This window comes from Chitinophaga ginsengisoli (assembly GCF_003014595.1).
Lineage (GTDB): Bacteria > Bacteroidota > Bacteroidia > Chitinophagales > Chitinophagaceae > Chitinophaga > Chitinophaga ginsengisoli.
In genome coordinates this window covers 53,804-75,446 of record NZ_PYGK01000007.1, presented here as the reverse complement: position 1 = coordinate 75,446, position 21,643 = coordinate 53,804, and the positions used below count along the sequence as shown (strand labels likewise).

The window sequence follows — 21,643 nt, the reverse complement described above, 5'->3', positions numbered from 1 at the left end:
TTACTAATGATCAAAACCTGCTCTTGCTCCAGGTACAGCATCCAGTCCGACAAACTCTCCTGCCTGATACTTATACCACGCTGTTATAGCTATCATGGCGGCATTATCGGTACAGTATTCGAATTTGGGGATGTAAGTCTGCCAGCCATACTTTTCACCATACTGCTGTAAGGCTGTCCGCAGACCGGAATTAGCACTTACGCCTCCGGCGATGCCGATCTGTTTAATACCAGTTTCCTTAGAGGCTTTTGCCAGCTTGTTCAGCAGGATGCTGACAATACGATGCTGGATAGACGCACAGATATCCGCCATATTGTTCTCTGTGAACTGCGGATCTTTCTGCTGCTGCTCCTGCAGGAAATAAAGGATGGATGTTTTTAAGCCGCTGAAGCTGAAGTTCAGCCCCGGGATCTGGGGTTCCGGAAATTTGAACCTGTTGGGGTCTCCCTCCCGGGCATATTTATCGATAAGAGGACCTCCCGGATAGGGTAAGCCCAGTAATTTAGCACTTTTGTCAAAGGCCTCACCTGCAGCATCGTCCAGTGTTTCCCCGATGACCTTCATACTAAGAGGTCCATCGCAGCGTACGATCTGGGTATGCCCACCGGAAACGGTCAGACAAAGAAAAGGGAAAGAAGGTTTCTCCTTACCAATGAAGTTGGCCAACACATGCGCCTGCATATGATGTACCGCAATCAACGGGATATCCAGTGCCAGTGCCATGGACTTGGCAAAACAACTGCCTACCAGCAGGGAGCCTATCAGCCCGGGCGCCTGGGTGAAGGCGATCGCATTCAGTTCCTCTTTACGGACACCGGCAGCTTTTAGGGCCTGGTCCACCACGGGAACAATATTTTCCTGGTGAGCGCGGGATGCCAGCTCCGGCACTACCCCACCATATTGCTCATGAATAGTTTGATTGGCAATAAAATTAGACAGGATCTCCCCGTCGGCCAGCACGGAAGCGCTCGTTTCATCGCACGAAGACTCTATGGCCAGTATTTTTACAGACATGCCCGCAAAGGTAGGAAATTATAGCCTTTATCAGTTGCTCCTGATGGCTACAACCGGATCCAGCTTAGATGCCAGGTAAGCAGGGATAAATCCTGCGATAACACCGACGATCGACGAGATGGAAAGTCCTAAAATAACGTTGCTTAAAGTGAGTGTAAATTCGAAGAAGTGAAAACTATTGACAATAATCGTGATGATGTATACGAAGAAGAGCCCAAGCAATCCACCCATCAGGCAAAGAATAATGGATTCCAGCAGGAATTCCATGAGGATCACTTTCTTACGTGCGCCGATCGCTTTTTTCAGTCCGATGATATTCGTACGCTCCTTCACCGTTACGAACATGATATTCGCAATTCCGAAGCCTCCTACTACCAGGGCGAAAAAGGCAATGAAGCCTCCTCCCAGGTTCACCATGCCGAACATCTTGTTGAGGTCTCCGCTTACGGCGGTGATCTCATTCAGGGAGAAATCGTCCTCTTCCTTGGGTCTCAGGCGGTGAACACTCCGCATCACCCCTCTTAGCTCATCTTTCAGTTGCAACAGTGTAGCGCCCGGAGCCGCTTTTATAATCAGGAAAGGATCTGCAAAGCGGCGCTCGTCTACAATGGTACGGCCATAGAGGTAAGGAACAACAACACAGTTATCGTAGTTGATACCATCTACCAGGCTGGCACCCTTCTTTTTCAAGGTGCCAATAACACGGCAGGGACGGCCGGCGATAGTAATTGTTTTTCCCAGGGCCTTTTCCGGGGTGCCAAACAGCCCTTCCCAGATATTAGCTCCCAGAATGCCTACATTGACGCCATTTTCATTTTCCTTGCCGGCAAAGAAACGGCCACTGACAAACTTCATGGCCTGAATTTTCTCGTAATCACCACTTACGGCAAACAATTCAGTACCTTCCATGTAGTCGTCCTTGTATTCCACCCGCTTACCGTTGGAGGAGAAAGCAAAGGCAGACAGTCCTGCACTATGGACCTTTTCCCTGATCGGCCCCAATTCCTGGAATTTAGGCAGCGGACGGTTCACAAACTTCCACCAGGGGAAATCAGGACCACCGTCCCAAGGCCATTTCTGGATGTAGATCACGTCGCTTCCCAGGGATTCCACCTCGCTACGGACGTTCTTTTCCAGGCTGTTCGTAGCGGTCAACACAGCGATAATACAGAATATACCAATGGTGATACCCAGGAGGGATAAGAAGGTGCGAAGTTTATTGACCCGCAGCTCGAGGATAGCCATTCTAAGGCTATTCCACAAAATTTTGATCGTGGCAATCATAGATACATGTAAATTAAAGATTAAACGTGACAATTCCGTACCTTTGCACACATTTTTGGTTATAAAGTAATATGAAGTACGCAAGCGAGATCAATAAAAGGAAGACATTTGCCATTATCGCCCACCCGGATGCCGGTAAAACAACCCTGACGGAGAAGTTCCTCCTTTTTGGTGGCGCCATCCAGACGGCCGGTGCGGTAAAGTCCAATAAGATCAAAAAACATACTACCTCCGACTTCATGGAGATAGAGCGGCAGCGTGGTATCTCCGTTGCGACTTCCGTAATGACTTTTGAGTACCGCGATATGCTGATCAACCTCCTGGATACTCCCGGTCACAAGGACTTTGCTGAAGACACCTACCGTACCCTGACGGCGGTGGACAGCGTAGTACTTGTAATAGACTGCGTAAAAGGGGTGGAAGAACAAACCGGTAAACTGATGGATGTATGCCGTATGCGCGATACCCCGGTGATCATCTTTGTGAACAAACTGGACCGTGACGGTAAAAATCCCTTTGACCTGCTTGATGAACTGGAAGAGAAACTGAACATACGCGTACGCCCGCTGAGCTGGCCTATCAATATGGGTACAGACTTCAAGGGAGTATATAACCTGTACAACAAGAGCTTCGTATCCTTCGCTCCCAACAAAAAGGCGACTGACGATGATATCGTTCAACTGAGTGACCTGAGCAGCAGCTATGTTGATCAGCATTTCAGTGCCCAGGATGCTGCCCAGCTGCGTAACGACGTCGAACTTATCGAAGGCGTTTACGACACCTTTGACAATAAAGACTACCTGGAAGGCAAAATGGCCCCCGTATTCTTCGGTAGCGCAGTAAACAACTTCGGTGTAAAAGACCTGCTGGATACCTTCGTCGAAATTGCGCCCGTTCCCCGCGACCGTGAGTCCAGTACCCGTGAGGTAAAGGTAAGCGACGATAAATTCAGTGGTTTTATCTTCAAGATACACGCCAACCTGGATCCCCGTCACCGTGACCGTATCGCGTTCCTCCGTGTATGTTCCGGCCGTTTCGAACGTAATAAGTTCTATAAACATGTCCGCCTGGATAAGGACATGCGTTTCAGCAACCCATATAGCTTCCTGGCCCGTGAAAAGAATATCGTGGATGATGCTTATCCCGGCGACGTAGTAGGTCTCTTCGATACCGGTAACTTCAAGATCGGTGATACCCTCACTGAAGGAGAAAAATTCTATTTCACCGGTATCCCCAGCTTTTCTCCGGAACTGTTTAAGGAAGTGGTGAATAAAGATCCAATGAAGACCAAACAGCTGGAGAAAGGATTACGTCAGCTGACCGATGAAGGTGTCGCCCAGCTGTTCACACAACACAACGGTAACCGTAAGATCATTGGCTGCGTAGGTGACCTCCAGTTTGAAGTGATACAATACCGCCTGTTACAGGAATATGGCGCTTCCTGCCAGTTCAATACCCTGCCTTTCTATAAAGCCTGCTGGATCACAGGGGAAAAACAAAAAATAGAAGAGTTTATCCGTTTCAAACAGGCAAATATTACGGAAGATAAAGACGGGCATCTCGTATATCTGGCACAGTCAGAATGGTACCTGAATACAGAAAGAGCCAACAATCCGGATATCCAGTTTCATTTTACATCAGAAATTCATAAATAAAAAAGCCACATCCTGGGATCAGGGGTGGCGTATTCGTAGCATTGTACGACCAACTCAAATTGAAGTACAATTGCAGACTGTCCTTATGTATGTAAAACAATAACGCAAAGCTATGTCAGCTTTGCGTTATTCATTTATACAATCGGGAAATTGATTTACGCAATTGGGAATTCAAAATGATTGCGGGTTTGTCATCCCCCGGGTTGCATGTCACCCGGGGCCCCATTCGTTTTCCCGGAGATGCACCCCATTCCGTTTTCCCGGGTTGCACCCCAGGCGCACAACAAGGGGACTCCTACGGAGTCCTATTATGGTTTGTTAATGATGTTTTGTTGATTGCCGCGACCTTGTCTTATCGCTTCGTGTATTGCAAAATAATCTCACGGGTGGTTTTCTCTTCCTTACCTTCGAAATGAGCATCCATATGTTCCTCATCTTTCCAGCGATATACTATCTTCTGAGGATAAGGACTCTGCAGGTTTTCAGCTACAAAGCCGATAGCTTTCAGTACACGTAGTCTGAATCTTATGGGTTCTCCTGTTTGTTTGTCCTTTACTGCTGCTATTGTAAAATAAATGGCGTCGCCATCGAGGAACAGGAACATATCATCCAGTTTGGTACTGTCTCCCCCTTCGATGCGCATCGTTCTCCCCTTCCAGGTATGATCGTCTACCCGTTTCCACTTCTCAGCATAGACGCCCAGGCGGGTTTTCATTGTCCAGTAACCTTCCATCCGGTCGAGGTAATGAAAATCGGTCAGTTGGACCTGTGCGCTTGCTATATGGCAGGCGCACAGGCAACATATCAGTAACAGGCTATTGCGGAACCACGGCTTCTTCTCCATACATCTGAGATTTATATTTATGGGATGGAGAAGCTATGAATGAGCCAATGTTCAGCGATTCCCATTTTTCATCTATTTTTTTGATAGTAGCATCATCTGCAACAATGATATTAGGCCAGTCACGTTCGAAATTATCCAGCAGGCGTGTTTTCAGTGTTCCATCCATACCAATGCCGGCGCCCATTTTATCAGGGTGGCCCGGTAATGGCGGACGAACAACGAAGCTGTCACGACGCGGATCCAGGTTATTGCAGAAACGCCACAATGCAGAAGGCAGGTCATTGACATCAACAGTATGTTCTACATACAATACCATCTTCACAGAAGTCATTTCCGGCAGACAATAGATCTGTTCATTCAGTTCTTTGATATGTAAAGGACGGGATTTCTGCACAGCCACCAGGATACAGGGAATGTCCTCCTTCAGCAGGGAATCATTGATCTCCTTTACTTCCGGGAAACGTTTCAGGATCTCCTGTTTATTGAAGGGATAGTTACTGGTGAGCTTTTCGACACTACCTTCTATCTCCTCTTCATACTTGCGGGTACCGTCGATGCACATCTTACCGCCGAAGCCCATTTTAGAGCAGGAATGATCCAGCACATCCATCGGCCCCTGGCTGAAATATATATCTGTAGCGGGATTGAGGTTTTGAAACATATACCGGGCCAGCGCTTTGTAGTCCTGAATGTTGGTTCCTTCGTCTGCTACGGCCAGGATTTTGTTGAACATCATTTGTCCGGCGCCCCACATCGCATTCATTACCTTCTGCGCCTGTCCGGGGTAGTCTTTTTTGATCTGTGCGATCACCAGGTTGTGGAATACCCCTTCCACCGGCATTTCCATGTCAATGATCTCAGGCACCATGGTCATCTTGATAGGCGCCAGGAAGATCCTCTCTGTCGCCTTTCCGATCCAGGCGTCTTCCTGAGGAGGAATACCTACTATCGTAGATGGATAAACTGCGTCTTTGCGGTGCGTGATGGCCGTCACGTGGAAGCGTGGATACCAGTCGGCCAATGAGTAATAACCGGTATGATCTCCGAATGGTCCTTCCCAGATCAGTTCTTCCTCCGGATCTACATAACCTTCTATCACAAAGTCGGCATCAGCAGGAACTTCTATTTCCGGCTGCGTGATACATCTTACCAGTTCTACTTTCTGCTTCCGCAGGAAGCCGGCCAGCATGTATTCATCCACATTTTCCGGCAGCGGCGCTGTAGCAGAATAGGTGTATGCCGGGTCTCCTCCCAGGATGACGGCTACAGGCATGCGTTTCTTCAGCTTTTTATATTCCATGAAGTGCTTGGCGGACACCTTATGTTTGTGCCAGTGCATGCCTGTCATGGTTTTATCGAATACCTGCATACGGTACATGCCCACATTGCGGGTACCGGTATTCGGGTCTTTCGTATGAATGACGGGAAGTGTAATGAACGGGCCACCATCTTTAGGCCAGCATTGCATTACGGGAATTTTGGTCAGGTCCGGGTCTGCCATGATCACTTCCTGGCAGGCGCCTTTGCCGCTCACTACTTTCGGCATCCAAGAAGCGAACTGCCCCAGTTTGGGCAGCATTGCCAGCTTATCCAGCAGGCCTTCCTTGGGTTTTGACAATAATTTTATCAGTGCCTCGATCTCATTCGCCACGTCATCCAGCTCCTGTACACCCAGCGCCATACACATGCGTTTGTAGCTACCCATGGAATTGATCAGTACGGGAAAATCGTATCCTGTATTTTCAAACAGCAGCGCTTTCCCTCCGTTGGGCGACTTACTCACCCTGTCGGTGATCTCTGCTATTTCCAGCCTGGGATCTACATAAGTTTTAATCCTTACCAGCTCTCCTGCCTTTTCTAATGTATCTATGAAGTGTTTCAGGTGCTTATATGCCATATTTCTAATTGCGATAAATGCGAATGACGAATTACAATCGGTGCAAAGATACACACAATCATAATTCGTCATTCGTAATTCCGCTGGCCGGTGCCGACCGGAGGACTATCCGGTACCGGAAAATTTGCTTTCCGGGCCACTGTTTTGCTTACTGCGGCAGTTAGCTGCTTTCCTGCAGGAAACCGACGCTGGTAAAACATACCTGATCACGGGTTCCGGTGTCTGGAATATTTATAAACCGACTACAATAGGACCAGTAGCGATCACCACTCTCGGAGAACGTTGATATACGACCCTCGGGCGTGGCGGTGGTGGCGCTGGTACATATACTACCGGTGCTGGCTCCACATAAACAACCTGAGGAGGTGGTGGCGCCGGACGACAACTGTAGTAAGCACCTCTATAATAATCACGGTTGCAATCTTCCCAACGGCCATGGTGTACTCTGTAATTTCTTCCCCGGCAATTGTCATCTTCGTAATCACGGTAATGTCCATGACCTCTTTTCTGCGCCTGTGCACTGAGTATACCTCCCCCTATCAGCAGTAATAATAATACTATCTGTTTCATACTGTTGTCGTTTAATTGTTGGAAAAAATAGATTGGAATAGTTCTCTCTGTTAAGAAATAATAATTTGATGATAAAGATGATGGTGTTCGGTTCGCTTTCTTATTAACGGTATTTTTTAATGTATAGTATTTGGATTCGGTTCTGACAGTTGTTTTGTTCTGTCTGGTGAATAAAATTCAAGAAGTATGCCAAAAAATAATTTCCTGTTTCAGAGAGATGAGTATTAAGTACTTGCCGCGTATTTTAAAAACTAAAACGAGAAAGACTGTATAAAAAAAGGAGCGATGATTATCTCATCGCTCCTTTTTTTATACATAATAAATTAAAATCTCGGACAATTAGAAACCTTCTGTTTTCCCCAACGATTAGGCCCATATCCACCGCCACCGCCAAAACGATAGCTGAGAGTAAAGCCTGTAAATACATACCAGTCATTATACTTGGCAGATCCACGTTGTGTACCATCGGCCGGATAAGTGCCAGGAGTAACATGTCCGCCAGTCACCTCATCGCCACGGTAAGCAAAATTTACAGCTTTAGAACCGCGGGATCTTAATAAGGTGTTCCTGTCAACATAAGTAAGGCTCACGTCATCCAAATAGTCGGTAAACGTTTTACGGAAACCAATTTCAAAGCCTGCCACCCAGTTGTCGGTAAGTAATACTTTAACACCGGCTCCAAATGGAATGGAGATCTGACGGAGATTATACTGCTTACGGGTAGGATATGCCGCCAGTCCCTGTCCTTCCGTACTAAGCGCCCGGAGTTTAACCGTATTGCCCTGTGCATCTTTGGTGGTCGGATAGAAACTGAAAAGCGCCACACTTCCGAAAACATACGGCGTGATGCGTTTTTCATCAAGGTCCAGGAAGTTAAACTCCACTCCCAGCTGCGCCTCCAGGATGGGTGAACGGAAACTCAGGTTACGTCTCAGCAGCATGGTATCGGTGTTGGTACTGTCAGCACCGGCAATCCTGCCATAAGTTAAACCCGCCCGGACAGTGATATAGCGGTTCACATCCCGCTTTACATGAGCGCCGATGGAATACCGCGTATACTTCAGGTCAACCCGCTGTTGTACCAGGTCTCCGCTATAGTTGGATATACCGAGAAAACCTCCGGCCTGCCAGTATTGGCTAAAGCCTTTAAACGGGGCACAGATCAATAAAACAACAACTACTCTCTTCCATACAGCACCAGGCAGGCAATTTTTCAATAAACTTAGATTTGGCATCAATAAAGGGGATTTATTAAAGATCATGTTTATTCAGCCGGAGGATCATCCGGAGGTATTTCAGCAGGCATAAGGGGTAAACAGGGACAGGGAATATAATTGCAATAATTATACTAATAATAACTCTAACGCCGGAAATAGATAAAAATTGTTAAATATTCTCTAAACAGGCGGCCGCAAATCTAATACTTTTCCTGTCTTCTACACAAAATGTACTCAATAAACCGTTAGACCTTCAAACGTTTTTTTATTATCTACCATCAAAATCTTAAATTCGATAACTATCACTTAATTAATTATTTAATATGTGAATTATTGATCAAGTAATACGCTTACAGAAACGTCAGGAAAACCGTCGTAAACCCATTTAACACCTCAAACTAGCATTTACTATGAACCACAACCCTGCAGCTCATGAAATGGAGCTAATGGCGATCAAAGCACTCGGTTTCGCAGATGACCATATATCTGAATCGTTCGAGATGAAGGATGTTTCAGAATGGTTGGGAATCTCCTACTCTTACTTCTATCACAGCTTTACCACCGTGACAGGAGAGCCCTACTGGCAGTATGTTAAACGTCACCGCCTGGAATTATCAGCCGGTCTGCTGAGGCATAGCGGCTTTAACATCAGTGAGATCGGTGACCGTACCGGCTATGCTACCGTTGCGGCCTACACTAAGGCGTTCACCCAGTATTTCAACAGGAGTCCCCGGAGTTTCAGGAAGATTGACATCCTCCCGAACGAAAAACGTACCCTCGAACTGGTAGATCTCATTGTACAGGCCTTTGATAAAAAGGGACACGCCATTACTCCCCTGTTCAGCTTCGACATGACCGAGACGGATCAGTTGCCCGAAAGCACACTGTTTTACACGCTGTTGTCCCGCGGCCAGGATCCTATTGCCCAGATGATCATGAAAATGACCCGGGAGGAACAACGTTTGCGTAGTATCATTTCGGCACTGAACCTTCCCAATGCGAAAATCATCACCAGCACACTGGATTCTGTACCCGTGACTGACTACGAACGTATGAGCATGTATGTCGGTATTCTGATCCCCAATAAGGATATTACCACACTGTTCCTGCAAATGGCGATTGCGGATAAACTCATGACCAAACGCATTCCGGGAGGGCATTACATTACACTGCCGGTGCCGACGGATTTTGCGACAGCAGGTATTCCGATGTATGAATTTATAGACAGGTACGTAAAAGAAGGTGTGTTTAAAATGAGCGGTACCCACTTCTTTATTTCACTGGTGGCACCAAACTCCTGTGTAATCTATATTCCACATCTCAAGCAGTTGTTGTAACTCTCATTCTCCTTTTCCCTCTTTAAAATATATATTTGAGGGAAATACGACTGTCCATGAATGAAGTGAAATTGCCATTCAATGCCAGACTGGCATTTACCCTACTATGTATCATACTGATCATTTATATTGCCCGCCTGGGTCATACGCTGATCATTCCTCTTGCCTTTGCCACACTTGTTGCTATTATGCTGCTGCCTATTGCCAGTCAGCTGGAGCAATGGCGTTTTCCACGGGGAATAGCCGCATTTACTGTTGTCATGCTTTTTGTGGTAGTACTGGTAGGTGTGCTGATGTTATTGGGTACTCAGATGGGCGCTTTTGTGGCAGACTTCCCGCAACTGCAGAAGCAATTGTTGACGCAGCTTAACTCCTTACAGACATGGATAAACGTCCGGTTTCATATTGATTCCGCCCAGCAGATGGATTACCTGGAACAAATGGCTATGGGCACACTGGGCACTGCCACCTCCTTTATCAGCAGCACCCTGCTATCTTTATCTTCTCTTCTGATTTTCATCATCTTTGTACTGCTATATTCCTTTTTCCTCCTGTTATACCGCTCCCTGATCATTACGTTCCTGATAAAACTTTTCAAGGGAAAACACCGGGATAAACTCCTCGCTGTAGTTGTACAGACCCGCTACATCATCAAAGGATACGTAACCGGTTTAATGATAGAAACCATCGTAGTCGCTATTGTGAACTGCACCATGTTCTGGATACTGGGCATCAAATACGCCCCCCTGCTGGGTATTATGGCGGCGCTGTTCAATCTCATTCCTTACCTGGGTATTTATATTGCGACCGTCATCTGTATGGTACTGACTTTGACCAACAGTTCGCTGGCTACTACTATAGAGGTCGGGGTCGGCCTCCTGATCGTGCATTTCCTGGATAGTAATATCCTCCTGCCCCGGATTATGGGCTCAAAAGTGAAGATCAATGCCCTGGTAACCATCCTGGGCGTGGTAGCAGGTAATCTCATCTGGGGTGTTCCCGGTATGTTCCTCGCTATTCCTTTTATTGCCATCCTGAAGATCATTTTTGAACATATAGAATATATGCATCCCTGGGCGATTCTGCTGGGTGATGTAACAATGAAAAGGAAAGCTAAGCCGGCAATCCCTAAAGGACCGGATCCTGTCAGCGAATAAAGCATCAAGATGGAAATACCCATACTTACGACCGGCAATATCAGTCTCCGGGCCATAGATGAAAGGGATATTGCCGCACTATTCAGCCTGTTCTCTCAAGAGAAAGTAGTGCGCTTTATGGATATTGAACGTTTCGCCAACGTCTCGGAGGCGGTACAACTTATCGCTTTCTTCCGCGATAAGCTGGCCAGCGGACAAGGTATGCGATGGGCCATCACCATCAACGGGCATCATGAACTGATCGGTACCTGTGGCTTTCATCATATCAACAGGACACATTACAAAATGGAAATGGGTTATGACCTGTTGCCTGCTTACTGGGGCAAAGGTATTATGACCAACACTATACACCGCCTCCTGCAATATGGATTTGAGGACTTACAGATGAACAGGATCGAAGCATATGTCGATCCTGCCAATACTCATTCCCGTAAATTGCTCAAGAGACTGGGATTTGAACAGGAAGGTAAGGTGAGACAGGGTTTCTTTCAGAAGGGAAAGTTTGTGGATGCGTTTATTTATAGTTTGTTGCAGAAGGATTACAGGTATGATATGCAATTTTGAGTAGTCTGGTTATTTACATGATAAAAATGGGATAAAATACTATTTAGATCAACCCCGTAACAATATAATTTATTTTAATATTTGAACTGAGTATTATCTTCGCGTTTCCTTATACCTACGTCTATTATTATGCAGTTTCGTATCACTCTGATGGCATTGTTATGCTTGTCATTCTCATTATCTGTTCAAGCGCAAACAGATTCATCAGCCACTAAAAACGTTTCTTTTAAATCTAGAAAAACGTTGAATTTTACCAGGCTGGAGCTGGTGTATCAAAAAGAAACGGTGGCCACTACCGGCCCAAGCTATTCCAGCTCGGGCTACCGTCTTGCCGGAGCAAATCCCAGTCTGCCGGGCTACCAGTCCCCGACCTACTCTAATGTCAAAGTGCCTTATATCCGCATAAATGGGGGTGAACTCAAACGGCTGGATAAACGTGCTAATATGCTCAGGCCCTATTATGTAAAAGCGCCATTGGCAAACGAACAGTTGACACTAATGAATCAACAGCGAAGACGTGGAAACGTTCAAGGCTGGTCATTAGTTGGCATTGGCACAGTTGCCGCAGGAGTCGGATTGTATTCCGCGGCCACCAAAAGCGATAATGAAGATTCTGGCTATTCAACGTCTCTATTACAAGGGATTGCACGTGTACTGCCTGGTCTGGCTATTGCTTATGCTGGTTACGCGCTTCATCGCTACCATACTGAAAAAGCTAAAAAACATCTGGAGCAATCCCTGGAGATCTATAACAAACAGTATTATAAACCACTCAAAACCGACAGTACATTAAACAGAGCGGGGAATGCCGATAGCACTGCGCTTAAGTCCCTAGTGCCTAAAAACTAATCTTCAAATGAAAAAAATTCTACACGTCGTTATATTGCTATTGTCATTACAACAGTTAGCATCCGCACAATTTAAAATATTAGCCGAAGGTCCGGCCTTCAAAGTGATGTCGCTGTGTCAACATTTAACAGGGATGGCGTCATGAAAACGTCTGCTCTTATTCCCAAAGACCAACTATTAAGTCCCTCCTGGCTGGAACCTTTTTATCATTCCGGAGAGACTATACCGGTAATCAGCTGTTTGAGGGCCAACAGTTCAAATCGTTCTGTTATCTCAACACCGGCAATAAAAACTATATACTCCTGAACGATACAGAACGTAATATCGACGAACTGAAGTCCGGCAAAAAAATCAGTATTATAGGAGTGAGCAAATGTGACGCCTTCTACTACTCTATAGATGGAACGAATTCCCTTCCCGACCGCCAGTATCTGTTTGAAAATGGAAAAAAGAGCTACAAACTTGCAGCTTTCACGATTTCAGATTACGACCAGACAAACAATATATATGTCACTATGCAAGTCGAGACAAAAAAAGGGGGAAAAATACAAAGATCCTGTGGCTACAGCCATAAGAGTTACTACATAACAAACAGGAGGCCGCTCATCTTCAAAGCTGGCCTCCTGTTTATTTTATGATGTCGTTATTACCGGTTTTCACTACGTTTGTAACCTTATAATCATTCTCCATACAATGACTTACCGGAACGCAACACTGCAAGACCTGCCAGCAATCGTCGCTATTTACAACACTACTATTGCGGGCCGCATGGTAACCGCTGATACTGAACCCGTTACCGTTGAAAGCCGTATTCACTGGTTCAATGTACACTCTCCCGAAAAACGTCCTTTGTGGATGGTAGAAGACAATGGCGTCACTGTAGGATGGGCCAGTTTTCAGTCCTTCTATGGCCGGCCGGCATATGACGGCACCTGCGAGATCAGCATTTACCTGCATGAGGACCAGCGTGGCAAGGGATATGGTAAAACGATCCTGCGTTACGCCATGGAGCAATGTCCGTCTATCGGGGTACATACGCTGCTCGGGTTCATCTTCGCACACAATCTTCCCAGCCTTCGTTTATTTGAACAACTGGGATTTACAGAATGGGCGCACCTGCCAAATATCGCCGTACTGGACGGCGTGGAAAGGAGCCTGAATATTCTCGGCAAACGGATCTATTAAATCGCATCATATGTGGTGGTTATATGCATTGCTCTCAGCTTTCTTCGCTTCCCTGACGGCTATCTTTGCCAAGATCGGAGTATCCAACGTCAATTCCGACCTGGCAACCGCCATTCGGACGATCATCATCCTGATCATGGCCTGGGGCATCGTATTTTTCAGGGGCGAGAATAAGGGGCTTCAACATCTGTCAAAGTTCAGCCTGATCTTCCTGATCCTATCAGGAATGGCGACAGGTCTGTCCTGGATCTTTTACTTTAAGGCATTGCAAATGGGTAAGGTATCGCAGGTCGCCCCGGTTGACAAGCTGAGTGTTGCACTCACCATTATATTATCTGTCGTGTTTCTGGGAGAAGCCCTGACCCTCAAGACAGCGATCGGTGCAATACTGATCATTTCCGGGACACTGGTATTGATTTTGTGACAGTTGACATTGTCAATCACTCAAAAAAGGGTGTCATACACACCTGTCTCATCCATATATCAAAAAATTGATTATAAGTCAATTATGGATAGTTGACACAATCAAAAATTCAATTCTTTCATAACAATCCGCAGCGGTATGCAACTCGCTGCGGATTGTTTCTTTTCGGGGGAAGAGTTAGCCTCGTTTTCCATCTGTCTTCGGTCAATCTTCGCTTTGATCCCTATATCTCCATATCGCTATACCGTCATCTGGATATCACTTTACCGGCATGTGTATATCGATTCGATATAGAGATGTCGGTGAAATGATATAGAAATGACGGTAAAGCGATATGGAAGTATCGAAGCCAGAGCGAGATCAGAGCGAGACCTAATAAATGAGAAGAGATAGATAGTTATGAGTGAAAGAGATTTAGCTGGAAATTGACAGTCTTAATGACATTAATTATCAAATCAATACGGAAGGCATTTTCGAATTTTTCTTTTTTATAATGCGCGCGCACGAGGGTTTTACCCCGCGCATTACGACCCCGGGGTTATCACCCCGCGCTACAAACAACGGGACTCCTATAGGAGTCCTATTATAGCGACCCCAATATTCTCGTTAGGGCAGCGGAAGTAGCAGCGGTTTCAGATGGGAATGGCGGGCCTTCGGCTCTCCGGTGACACGACAGATGCAGCCTAATAGATATCCCACCCCAAATTCGCTTGACAACGTGAAATAGCATTCCAGAGAGGCGCCGACCGACATCCCATACTGAAACCGGAGCTACTTAGCGTGAATTGAAGCCGCCTCGCGTGAATTGGAGAGCTACTTAGCGTGAATTAAAGCCACAAAAAAAGAGGTGCGTCAAAGACGCACCTCTTTAAATATATTCACTTACTACCCTTTACCTACTGATAACCAATTCCTTAATCTCATACACACAACGCCTATCCCCTGCAATAATATGGTCAACCCGTTTCACCTCTGCACCATCTCCCATAATCGCCCGGAAGGTATTCAACTCCGAAGTGCAGATATTCGCACACTGTGTAGCCGCACAACAAATAGGACAATGGTTCTCTATAAAGATGAACCCGTCCTCTTCCTCCCGCCATTCCGCCAAGTACCCTTCGGAGGAGCGAATAGTAGCAAATTGTGCCAGTCGCTCTGCCAGGCCGTTAATACCCGCCAAAGCCTTGATATATTTTTCCTGCTGCTGGAACTCCCGGGCAGCCACTACTTTTTCGAGCGCCTCTTCCCCTAATTCCTTGCGGATGGTTTCTATTATTTGTAGCGTCAGCTCCACATGCGTATCCGGAAAGTGAGCGTGGCCCAGCGGTGTAAGGTCCCAGATTTGAACGGGCCGGCCTACTCCCCTGGATGCTGTAGCCGACACCACAAGCCCTTCCTCTGCCAGCTTTAAGAGCTGCAGGCGGGCGCCCTCTCCTGTCATACGTAATGCGGCTGCCAGATTAGCGGCCGATTGAGGCCCCTTCGTCTTCAGTAACTGCAGAAACTTGTCGGCAGTTGCTTTTGTGATGGGTCTATAATTTTCCAAGTTATTACTTGTTTTATTCTCAAATGTCGTAATTTTGTAGGAGTTAAAAAAATTTGTTGCCAGAACAACAGCTTAAAACAGAGAAACACTAAATGAACGTATTGATCTTCAACGGCACAATGGACAGTAGCCCCTATACCACTGCAAACCAGTTAACGGGCTATTTCGCAGAACAGTTCCGGCAAAAGGGATTTTCTACGGAAGTGTTCAGTCCTGTTGACGGTCATATTCCGTTCTTTGCATATCCTAAGGGTGAGGCACCTGACTCCGTTAAACATATGTGTGAAGTATTCCTGAAAGCGGATGTCCATGTATGGCTTACCCCACTTTATCATGGGAGTATGACCGGTGTGATGAAGAATACACTGGATTGGCTGGAAATGACCAGCAAGCTCAGTAATCCTTATTTAACGGGAAAGGTTGTAGCTTTGGTATGCTGGGGAGACGGTTCCCACGCCATGCAGGGCATCAACGCAATGGATTCGGTAGCAAAAGCCCTCCGGGCATGGGTGCTGCCTTTTTCAGTGCCAATCATGAAAGAACACTTGTATGATGCTGAAACCAAAACATTTACAGCATCTTATAAAAAGAAATTCGACAGGATGATCTCCCTGCTGGGAGACTCCAGGATCGGGGACAAAAAGCATGTAAAAGATACCAGCGGAAATCCCTGACCACAAGAAAAAGATCGGAGAATAAGGGTGACAGGATTGAAAAGAACCGATAACAAACACCATAACACTCCGGTCAATTAATAATAACTAAGGTGAATCTCGTATAAAAGGAAGCATTATGATAACAGTATCAGAAAAAGCAGGCGAATATATAAAGGACCTTATGGTTAAGGAGAATCATGTTCCCGGCACCTTCGTACGCGTTGGCGTAAAAGGCGGCGGTTGCTCAGGACTGGAATATGTATTGAAATTTGAAGCGGACAGCCAACAGGAAGGTGATCAGACCTTCGAAGATAAAGGTGTAAAGATCGTGGTGCAGATGAAAAGCCTCCTGTACCTGTATGGCACAGAGCTGGACTATTCAGATGGTCTTAATGGTAAAGGACTCTACTTTAACAACCCGAACGCTACCCGTACCTGTAGCTGTGGGGAAAGCTTCGCGGTATAATCCTTTATCACCCGGACTTCTGCATTACTTAATTAACTCGGAAAATGAGAAACAGCAACGAAATAATAGATGATATAGCCAACCGGGAATATGAGTTTGGCTTTACTACCGACATCGAAATGGAGATGGCGCCGGTGGGTCTGAACGAAGACACCATCCGCTTTATCTCTGCTAAAAAGGAAGAACCAGAATGGATGCTGGAGTGGCGCCTGAAAGGTTTCCAGGCCTTTAAAAAGATGCAGTTCCCTAAATGGCAGCACTTTGAAATGCCCGAACTGGACCTTCAGAAGCTTTCCTACTATGCAGCACCTAAGAAAAAGAAACAACTCAACAGCCTGGATGAAGTAGATCCTGAGCTGCTGGCTACTTTCGAAAAACTGGGTATTCCTATCAACGAACAGAAAGCACTGGCTGGCGTTGCTGTAGACGTTGTTTTTGACAGCGTTTCCGTTGCCACTACTTTCAAGGAAAAATTAAACGAACTGGGCATCATCTTCTGCTCATTCGGTGAAGCAGTAAGGACCCATCCTGAACTGGTTAAGAAATACCTGGGTACCGTAGTACCTCACTCCGATAATATATTTGCCGCCCTGAATGCTGCAGTATTCTCCGACGGCTCTTTTGTATATATTCCCAAAGGTGTACGCTGCCCAATGGAACTGAGCACCTACTTCCGTATCAACGCGGAAAATACCGGCCAGTTCGAGCGTACCCTGATCATTGCCGACGACAATGCTTACGTAAGCTACCTGGAAGGTTGTACAGCGCCTAAGCGTGATGAGAACCAGCTGCACGCTGCAGTAGTGGAACTGATCGCCATGGACCATTCGGAGATCAAATACTCCACTGTACAGAACTGGTATCCGGGCGATAAAGACGGTAACGGCGGTATCTACAACTTCGTGACCAAACGTGGTATCTGCAAAGGCAACAGCAGCAAGATATCCTGGACACAGGTAGAAACCGGTTCTGCCATCACCTGGAAATATCCAAGTGTGATACTGCAGGGCGACGATGCTGAAGGCGAATTCTACTCTGTAGCGGTAACCCGTAACAAGCAGATCGCTGACACCGGTACCAAGATGTATCACCTGGGCCGTAATACCCGCAGCCGTATCATTTCAAAAGGTATCTCTGCAGGTCATAGCGATAACACCTATCGCGGTCTGGTACAGGTAGGACCTCGTGCCGCTAACGCACGTAACTTCACCCAGTGTGACTCCCTCCTGATAGGTGACCGCTGTGGTGCGCATACCTTCCCTTACATTGAATCGAGGAACAGTACTGCTACGGTAGAACACGAAGCAACTACTTCCAAGATCGGTGAAGACCAGATCTTCTATCTGAACCAGCGTGGTATTGATACAGAAAAAGCAGTAGCACTGATCGTAAATGGTTATGCACAGGAAGTGCTGAATCAGCTCCCGATGGAGTTTGCGGTGGAAGCGCGTAAACTGCTTTCTATCACACTGGAAGGAAGCGTAGGATAATAAAACAATTTACAAAGCAAAAACAACAGAGAAACATACAATCATGCTGACGATTAAAAATCTGCACGCAGAAGTAGACGGTAAACAAATCCTGAAGGGAATTAACCTGGAAATCAGGAAAGGAGAAATGCATGCTATCATGGGCCCTAACGGCTCAGGAAAAAGCTCACTGTCTTCTGTGCTGGCGGGTCGTGAAAATTATACTGTAACACAAGGTGAAGTGATCTTCGAAGGGAAAAATCTGCTGGATATGTCTCCCGAAGACCGTGCCCGCGAAGGCCTCTTCATGGCGTTCCAGTATCCCGTTGAAATTCCGGGTGTATCGAACCTGCATTTCCTCAAGACTGCATTAAACGAGATCAGGGCTTACCATAGTCTGCCTGCGCTGGAATCCAAAGAATTCCTGAAGCTGACCAAAGAAAAACAGCAGCTGGTAGATTTTAACGCTAACCTGATGAACCGTTCTCTGAACGAAGGTTTCTCCGGCGGTGAGAAAAAGAGGAATGAAGTGTTCCAGCTGGCTATGCTCGATCCGAAATTAGCCATCCTGGATGAAACTGATTCGGGTCTCGATATTGACGCCCTCCGCATCGTAGCTGCCGGCGTGAATAAGCTGCGCAGTGCAGATAAGGCTTTTATGGTTATTACCCACTACCAGCGTTTGCTGGAATACATCGTGCCTGATTTCGTGCACGTACTGTACAATGGTCAGATCGTTAAGACCGGTACCAAAGAACTGGCACTGGAGCTGGAAGAAAAAGGCTACGACTGGCTGAAAGAAGAGGTACACCAGAAAGAATCTGTATAACGCAAAAAGAACCATGACGAGCGATAAATCATTTTACGAATTTATATCCAACGGGGTACCTGGTCCCGAGCAGAAAGTAGGTGCAGACAATGCGATCCTTCCTGCCCGTAAGCTGGCTTTCAGCCGCTTCAAGGAACTGGGTCTGCCTACGATCAAAACTGAAGAGTGGCGCTATACTAACATCCAGCGTTATCTCAAAGACGCCTTCACCCTGGCACAGGAAGAACAAGGTACTGTAACGGCAGATCAGCTGAAAGCTGCCAGCATCCCTCAACTGGACAGCTATCGCGCTGTACTCGTGAACGGACGCCTGCAGGCCGACCTCTCCGTTCTGCCTTCTGAAGGTAAGATCACCGTCTCTAAACTGAGCGACGCTGCCGGCAATCCACAGCTGCAGGCATGGTTTGATAAACACCCTCACCTGCAGTCACAGCCTTTCGCAGCACTGAACGCTGCCTTGTTTGCCGATGGCCTCTTCATCGAAGCAGGTACAAACGCAACCCTGGATAAACCATTGCACATCATTCACGTGTATACCGCTTCCACAAACGCTTTCATTCAGCCTCGCCACCTGGTAATACTGCATAAAAGCGCCACACTGGAAGTAATAGAAAGCGCTGTTGGCATCAACGATAATGCCATCACTTTCGTTAACGCTGTAACAGAAGTCGTACTGGAAGAAAACGCGGAACTCTGGCATTATAACATCCAGAACACTGTGAAGAACAGCCGTCACATCCACAATACTTCTGCTACCCAGAAAGCTGACAGCCGCTATCATCATTTTAACTTTACCCTGCCATCTGCAGAACTGACCCGTAACAACCTCAGCGTAGCGCTGACAGGCAGCAATACGGAAACCAATCTGCACGGCCTCTACCTGGCTACAGGTACCCAGCACGTAGACAACCACACCTTTGTGGACCACCTCGTGCCTAACTGTAACAGTAATGAGCTGTACAAAGGAGTACTGCTGGATGACGCCAATGGCGTATTCACTGGCAGGATCCATGTAAACGTGGATGCGCAGAAAACAAATGCTTTCCAGCAGAACAACAACCTGCTGATGAGCGAAAAGGCGAACATCAACTCACAACCTCAGCTGGAAATATTTGCTGATGATGTGAAATGTAGCCACGGCTTTACCGTAGGACGCTTCAGCGAAGAAGCACTGTTCTACCTGCGCTCCCGTGGTATTGGTGCAGAAGCCGCTAAATCACTGCTGGTAAATGCATTTGCATTTGATATTACCGACCAGGTACATATCCCGGCTTTACAGGATTTCCTCGCAGAAAAGATTCGCCAGTATGTAGCCGGCGCTATCAATAATTAATTCGATCAGAAATTCCGATCTTTGCACGAGGTCATCCAGGTTCATCCCGGATGACCTCTGATGCTTCAGAGAAGAACGATAAACTATTAGAGTATTATGCAAAACGTACCAGACATCACTGTTCCGGCAATAGATATAGAAAAGATCAGAAAGGACTTCCCGCTGTTACAGGAAAAAGTATATGGATTACCACTCGTATATCTCGACAATGCAGCGACTACCCAGAAGCCGCAGATCGTGCTGGATACGTTGATGCACTACTATATCCATCTCAACAGCAACGTACACCGTGGAGTACATCACCTCAGCCAGGAAGCGACTGCTGCTTACGAAAACTCCCGTAAGACCGTAGCGACCTTCCTCAATGCCCGTAAATCCGAAGAAATTATCTTCACCAAAGGTACTACCGACAGTATCAACCTGGTGGCTTATTCCTTCGGCCGTGGTGAGATCAAGCCCGGCGATGTGGTACTGGTATCCGCTATGGAACACCACTCCAACATCGTTCCCTGGCAGATGATGTGCGAAGACAGGGGCGCTGAGCTGAAAGTCATCCCGATGGATGAAAACGGAGAACTGATCATGTCAGCCTTCTCTGAACTGCTGACCGATAAAGTGAAGATCATTGCGGTAACATACGTATCCAATTCCCTGGGTACTGTGAATCCCGTTCGCGATATTATAGCACAGGCACATGCCCGTAACATCCCTGTACTGCTCGATGCGGCGCAGGCGGTACAGCATATGGCTGTGGATGTACAGGAACTGGACGTAGACTTCCTCGTATTCTCCGGTCATAAAATATATGGTCCTACCGGCACCGGTGTACTCTATGGTAAGGAAGAATGGCTGGACAGACTGCCTCCCTACCAGGGTGGTGGCGATATGATCAAGACCGTGACCTTCGCCAAAACTATCTACAACGTACTACCGTACAAGTTTGAAGCGGGTACGCCCGATATCAGCGGCGCTATTGCGCTGGAGGCTGCGATTAAATACGTACAACAGATAGGTGTTGAAAATATCCAGGCATGGGAAGAACAACTGGTAGAGTATGCAGTACAACAGTTACAGCAGATCGAAGGACTGCGCTTCATCGGTAAGCCAACGCATCGCTCTGGCGCCATCTCCTTCCTGGTAGATGAGATTCATCCCTATGATCTCGGCGAACTGCTGGACAAACAGGGTATTGCTATCCGTACCGGCCATCACTGTGCCGAACCTGTAATGGGCTTCTTCTGCATCCCTGGTACCGTACGTGCCTCCTTTGCAGTGTATACTACTTTTGAAGATATAGACAGACTAGTAGCGGGCATTAAAAAAGCAGCCGCTATGTTAAGATAACAG

Annotated in this window: 20 protein-coding genes; 13 read left to right on the top strand and 7 right to left on the bottom strand. The window is 46.8% G+C overall.

Features of this window, described 5'->3' with window-relative positions; genetic code table 11:
* Positions 1 to 3: 3 nt before the first annotated feature.
* Together tsaD and CLV42_RS18025 are read right to left on the bottom strand one after the other, a co-directional pair.
* On the bottom strand, positions 4 to 1,014 hold the full coding sequence (gene tsaD, locus CLV42_RS18030; protein ID WP_106603325.1) for a tRNA (adenosine(37)-N6)-threonylcarbamoyltransferase complex transferase subunit TsaD: 1,011 nt from the start codon (positions 1,012 to 1,014) through the stop codon (positions 4 to 6).
* A 30-nt stretch (positions 1,015 to 1,044) separates the two neighbouring features.
* Positions 1,045 to 2,259 carry an ABC transporter permease gene (locus CLV42_RS18025; RefSeq protein ID WP_170117556.1) on the bottom strand — a complete coding sequence of 405 codons (1,215 nt, stop codon included), beginning with the start codon at positions 2,257 to 2,259 and terminating at the stop codon, positions 1,045 to 1,047.
* Between the two features lie 110 nt (positions 2,260 to 2,369).
* Here CLV42_RS18025 and CLV42_RS18020 point away from each other — a divergent pair, with 110 nt between their 5' ends.
* A complete protein-coding gene (locus tag CLV42_RS18020) occupies positions 2,370 to 3,953 on the top strand; it encodes a peptide chain release factor 3 (RefSeq protein WP_106603323.1) in 1,584 nt (527 codons plus the stop codon).
* 352 nt (positions 3,954 to 4,305) lie between these two features.
* On the opposite strand, the gene CLV42_RS18015 is transcribed toward CLV42_RS18020, so the two are convergent.
* From CLV42_RS18015 to porG, 4 genes are all read right to left on the bottom strand, one after another.
* Positions 4,306 to 4,797, bottom strand: coding sequence for a hypothetical protein (locus CLV42_RS18015; protein WP_106603322.1), 492 nt, complete (start codon positions 4,795 to 4,797; stop codon positions 4,306 to 4,308).
* Positions 4,769 to 6,694, bottom strand: coding sequence for a menaquinone biosynthesis decarboxylase (locus CLV42_RS18010; protein ID WP_106603321.1), 1,926 nt, complete (start codon positions 6,692 to 6,694; stop codon positions 4,769 to 4,771). Before CLV42_RS18010 ends, CLV42_RS18015 begins: the two co-directional genes overlap by 29 nt.
* Positions 6,695 to 6,925: 231 nt before the next feature.
* On the bottom strand, positions 6,926 to 7,264 hold the full coding sequence (locus tag CLV42_RS33715; RefSeq protein ID WP_146154415.1) for a hypothetical protein: 339 nt from the start codon (positions 7,262 to 7,264) through the stop codon (positions 6,926 to 6,928).
* 323 nt (positions 7,265 to 7,587) lie between these two features.
* Positions 7,588 to 8,499, bottom strand: a complete 912-nt coding sequence (porG, locus tag CLV42_RS18005) for a type IX secretion system protein PorG (protein WP_146154414.1) — start codon at positions 8,497 to 8,499, stop codon at positions 7,588 to 7,590.
* A 392-nt stretch (positions 8,500 to 8,891) separates the two neighbouring features.
* On the opposite strand from porG, the gene CLV42_RS18000 reads away from it, so the two are divergent.
* The 6 genes from CLV42_RS18000 (at position 8,892) to CLV42_RS17970 (ending at position 13,997) form a co-directional block, all read left to right on the top strand.
* On the top strand, positions 8,892 to 9,818 hold the full coding sequence (locus CLV42_RS18000; RefSeq protein ID WP_106603319.1) for a helix-turn-helix transcriptional regulator: 927 nt from the start codon (positions 8,892 to 8,894) through the stop codon (positions 9,816 to 9,818).
* A gap of 56 nt (positions 9,819 to 9,874) precedes the next feature.
* On the top strand, positions 9,875 to 10,975 hold the full coding sequence (locus tag CLV42_RS17995) for an AI-2E family transporter (RefSeq protein ID WP_106603318.1): 1,101 nt from the start codon (positions 9,875 to 9,877) through the stop codon (positions 10,973 to 10,975).
* Between the two features lie 9 nt (positions 10,976 to 10,984).
* A complete protein-coding gene (locus CLV42_RS17990; RefSeq protein ID WP_106603317.1) occupies positions 10,985 to 11,539 on the top strand; it encodes a GNAT family N-acetyltransferase in 555 nt (184 codons plus the stop codon).
* A 129-nt stretch (positions 11,540 to 11,668) separates the two neighbouring features.
* Positions 11,669 to 12,388 (top strand): hypothetical protein, encoded by a 720-nt coding sequence (locus tag CLV42_RS17985; protein WP_146154413.1) that lies wholly within the window; start codon positions 11,669 to 11,671, stop codon positions 12,386 to 12,388.
* Between the two features lie 693 nt (positions 12,389 to 13,081).
* Positions 13,082 to 13,573 carry a GNAT family N-acetyltransferase gene (locus tag CLV42_RS17975; RefSeq protein WP_106603314.1) on the top strand — a complete coding sequence of 164 codons (492 nt, stop codon included), beginning with the start codon at positions 13,082 to 13,084 and terminating at the stop codon, positions 13,571 to 13,573.
* Positions 13,574 to 13,583: 10 nt separating this feature from the next.
* A complete protein-coding gene (locus CLV42_RS17970; protein WP_106603313.1) occupies positions 13,584 to 13,997 on the top strand; it encodes an EamA family transporter in 414 nt (137 codons plus the stop codon).
* An 892-nt stretch (positions 13,998 to 14,889) separates the two neighbouring features.
* Here CLV42_RS17970 and CLV42_RS17965 read toward each other — a convergent pair.
* On the bottom strand, positions 14,890 to 15,543 hold the full coding sequence (locus tag CLV42_RS17965; RefSeq protein ID WP_106603312.1) for a helix-turn-helix transcriptional regulator: 654 nt from the start codon (positions 15,541 to 15,543) through the stop codon (positions 14,890 to 14,892).
* A 92-nt stretch (positions 15,544 to 15,635) separates the two neighbouring features.
* Between CLV42_RS17965 and CLV42_RS17960 the strand changes: the two genes are divergently transcribed.
* From CLV42_RS17960 to CLV42_RS17935, 6 genes are all read left to right on the top strand, one after another.
* Entirely contained in the window at positions 15,636 to 16,217 is a 582-nt protein-coding gene (locus tag CLV42_RS17960; RefSeq protein WP_106603311.1) for an NADPH-dependent FMN reductase, read from the top strand.
* Positions 16,218 to 16,335: 118 nt separating this feature from the next.
* Entirely contained in the window at positions 16,336 to 16,665 is a 330-nt protein-coding gene (locus CLV42_RS17955; RefSeq protein ID WP_106603310.1) for a HesB/IscA family protein, read from the top strand.
* A gap of 44 nt (positions 16,666 to 16,709) precedes the next feature.
* The gene (sufB, locus tag CLV42_RS17950) at positions 16,710 to 18,155 is read left to right on the top strand and encodes a Fe-S cluster assembly protein SufB (RefSeq protein WP_106603309.1); all 1,446 of its coding nucleotides are present in this window, start codon (positions 16,710 to 16,712) and stop codon (positions 18,153 to 18,155) included.
* A 43-nt stretch (positions 18,156 to 18,198) separates the two neighbouring features.
* A complete protein-coding gene (gene sufC, locus CLV42_RS17945) occupies positions 18,199 to 18,963 on the top strand; it encodes a Fe-S cluster assembly ATPase SufC (protein WP_106603308.1) in 765 nt (254 codons plus the stop codon).
* A gap of 13 nt (positions 18,964 to 18,976) precedes the next feature.
* Complete coding sequence (sufD, locus tag CLV42_RS17940; protein WP_106603307.1) at positions 18,977 to 20,296, top strand: Fe-S cluster assembly protein SufD; 1,320 nt, start codon at positions 18,977 to 18,979, stop codon at positions 20,294 to 20,296.
* Positions 20,297 to 20,392: 96 nt separating this feature from the next.
* Complete coding sequence (locus CLV42_RS17935; protein WP_106603306.1) at positions 20,393 to 21,640, top strand: aminotransferase class V-fold PLP-dependent enzyme; 1,248 nt, start codon at positions 20,393 to 20,395, stop codon at positions 21,638 to 21,640.
* The last annotated feature ends 3 nt before the right edge of the window (positions 21,641 to 21,643 follow it).

Bases quoted from the DNA above. Each gene is read 5' to 3' on its own strand.
- CLV42_RS17995 (WP_106603318.1), top strand. From the start codon at position 9,875: ATGAATGAAGTGAAATTGCCATTCAATGCCAGACTGGCATTTACCCTA.
- sufB (WP_106603309.1), top strand. From the start codon at position 16,710: ATGAGAAACAGCAACGAAATAATAGATGATATAGCCAACCGGGAATAT.
- CLV42_RS17960 (WP_106603311.1), top strand. From the start codon at position 15,636: ATGAACGTATTGATCTTCAACGGCACAATGGACAGTAGCCCCTATACC.
- CLV42_RS18020 (WP_106603323.1), top strand. From the start codon at position 2,370: ATGAAGTACGCAAGCGAGATCAATAAAAGGAAGACATTTGCCATTATC.
- CLV42_RS17990 (WP_106603317.1), top strand. From the start codon at position 10,985: ATGGAAATACCCATACTTACGACCGGCAATATCAGTCTCCGGGCCATA.
- CLV42_RS18025 (WP_170117556.1), bottom strand. From the start codon at position 2,259: ATGGCTATCCTCGAGCTGCGGGTCAATAAACTTCGCACCTTCTTATCC.
- CLV42_RS18015 (WP_106603322.1), bottom strand. From the start codon at position 4,797: ATGGAGAAGAAGCCGTGGTTCCGCAATAGCCTGTTACTGATATGTTGC.
- porG (WP_146154414.1), bottom strand. From the start codon at position 8,499: ATGCCAAATCTAAGTTTATTGAAAAATTGCCTGCCTGGTGCTGTATGG.
- CLV42_RS18000 (WP_106603319.1), top strand. From the start codon at position 8,892: ATGAACCACAACCCTGCAGCTCATGAAATGGAGCTAATGGCGATCAAA.
- tsaD (WP_106603325.1), bottom strand. From the start codon at position 1,014: ATGTCTGTAAAAATACTGGCCATAGAGTCTTCGTGCGATGAAACGAGC.
- CLV42_RS18010 (WP_106603321.1), bottom strand. From the start codon at position 6,694: ATGGCATATAAGCACCTGAAACACTTCATAGATACATTAGAAAAGGCA.
- sufD (WP_106603307.1), top strand. From the start codon at position 18,977: ATGACGAGCGATAAATCATTTTACGAATTTATATCCAACGGGGTACCT.
- CLV42_RS17975 (WP_106603314.1), top strand. From the start codon at position 13,082: ATGACTTACCGGAACGCAACACTGCAAGACCTGCCAGCAATCGTCGCT.
- CLV42_RS17935 (WP_106603306.1), top strand. From the start codon at position 20,393: ATGCAAAACGTACCAGACATCACTGTTCCGGCAATAGATATAGAAAAG.
- sufC (WP_106603308.1), top strand. From the start codon at position 18,199: ATGCTGACGATTAAAAATCTGCACGCAGAAGTAGACGGTAAACAAATC.
- CLV42_RS17985 (WP_146154413.1), top strand. From the start codon at position 11,669: ATGCAGTTTCGTATCACTCTGATGGCATTGTTATGCTTGTCATTCTCA.
- CLV42_RS17970 (WP_106603313.1), top strand. From the start codon at position 13,584: ATGTGGTGGTTATATGCATTGCTCTCAGCTTTCTTCGCTTCCCTGACG.
- CLV42_RS17955 (WP_106603310.1), top strand. From the start codon at position 16,336: ATGATAACAGTATCAGAAAAAGCAGGCGAATATATAAAGGACCTTATG.
- CLV42_RS33715 (WP_146154415.1), bottom strand. From the start codon at position 7,264: ATGAAACAGATAGTATTATTATTACTGCTGATAGGGGGAGGTATACTC.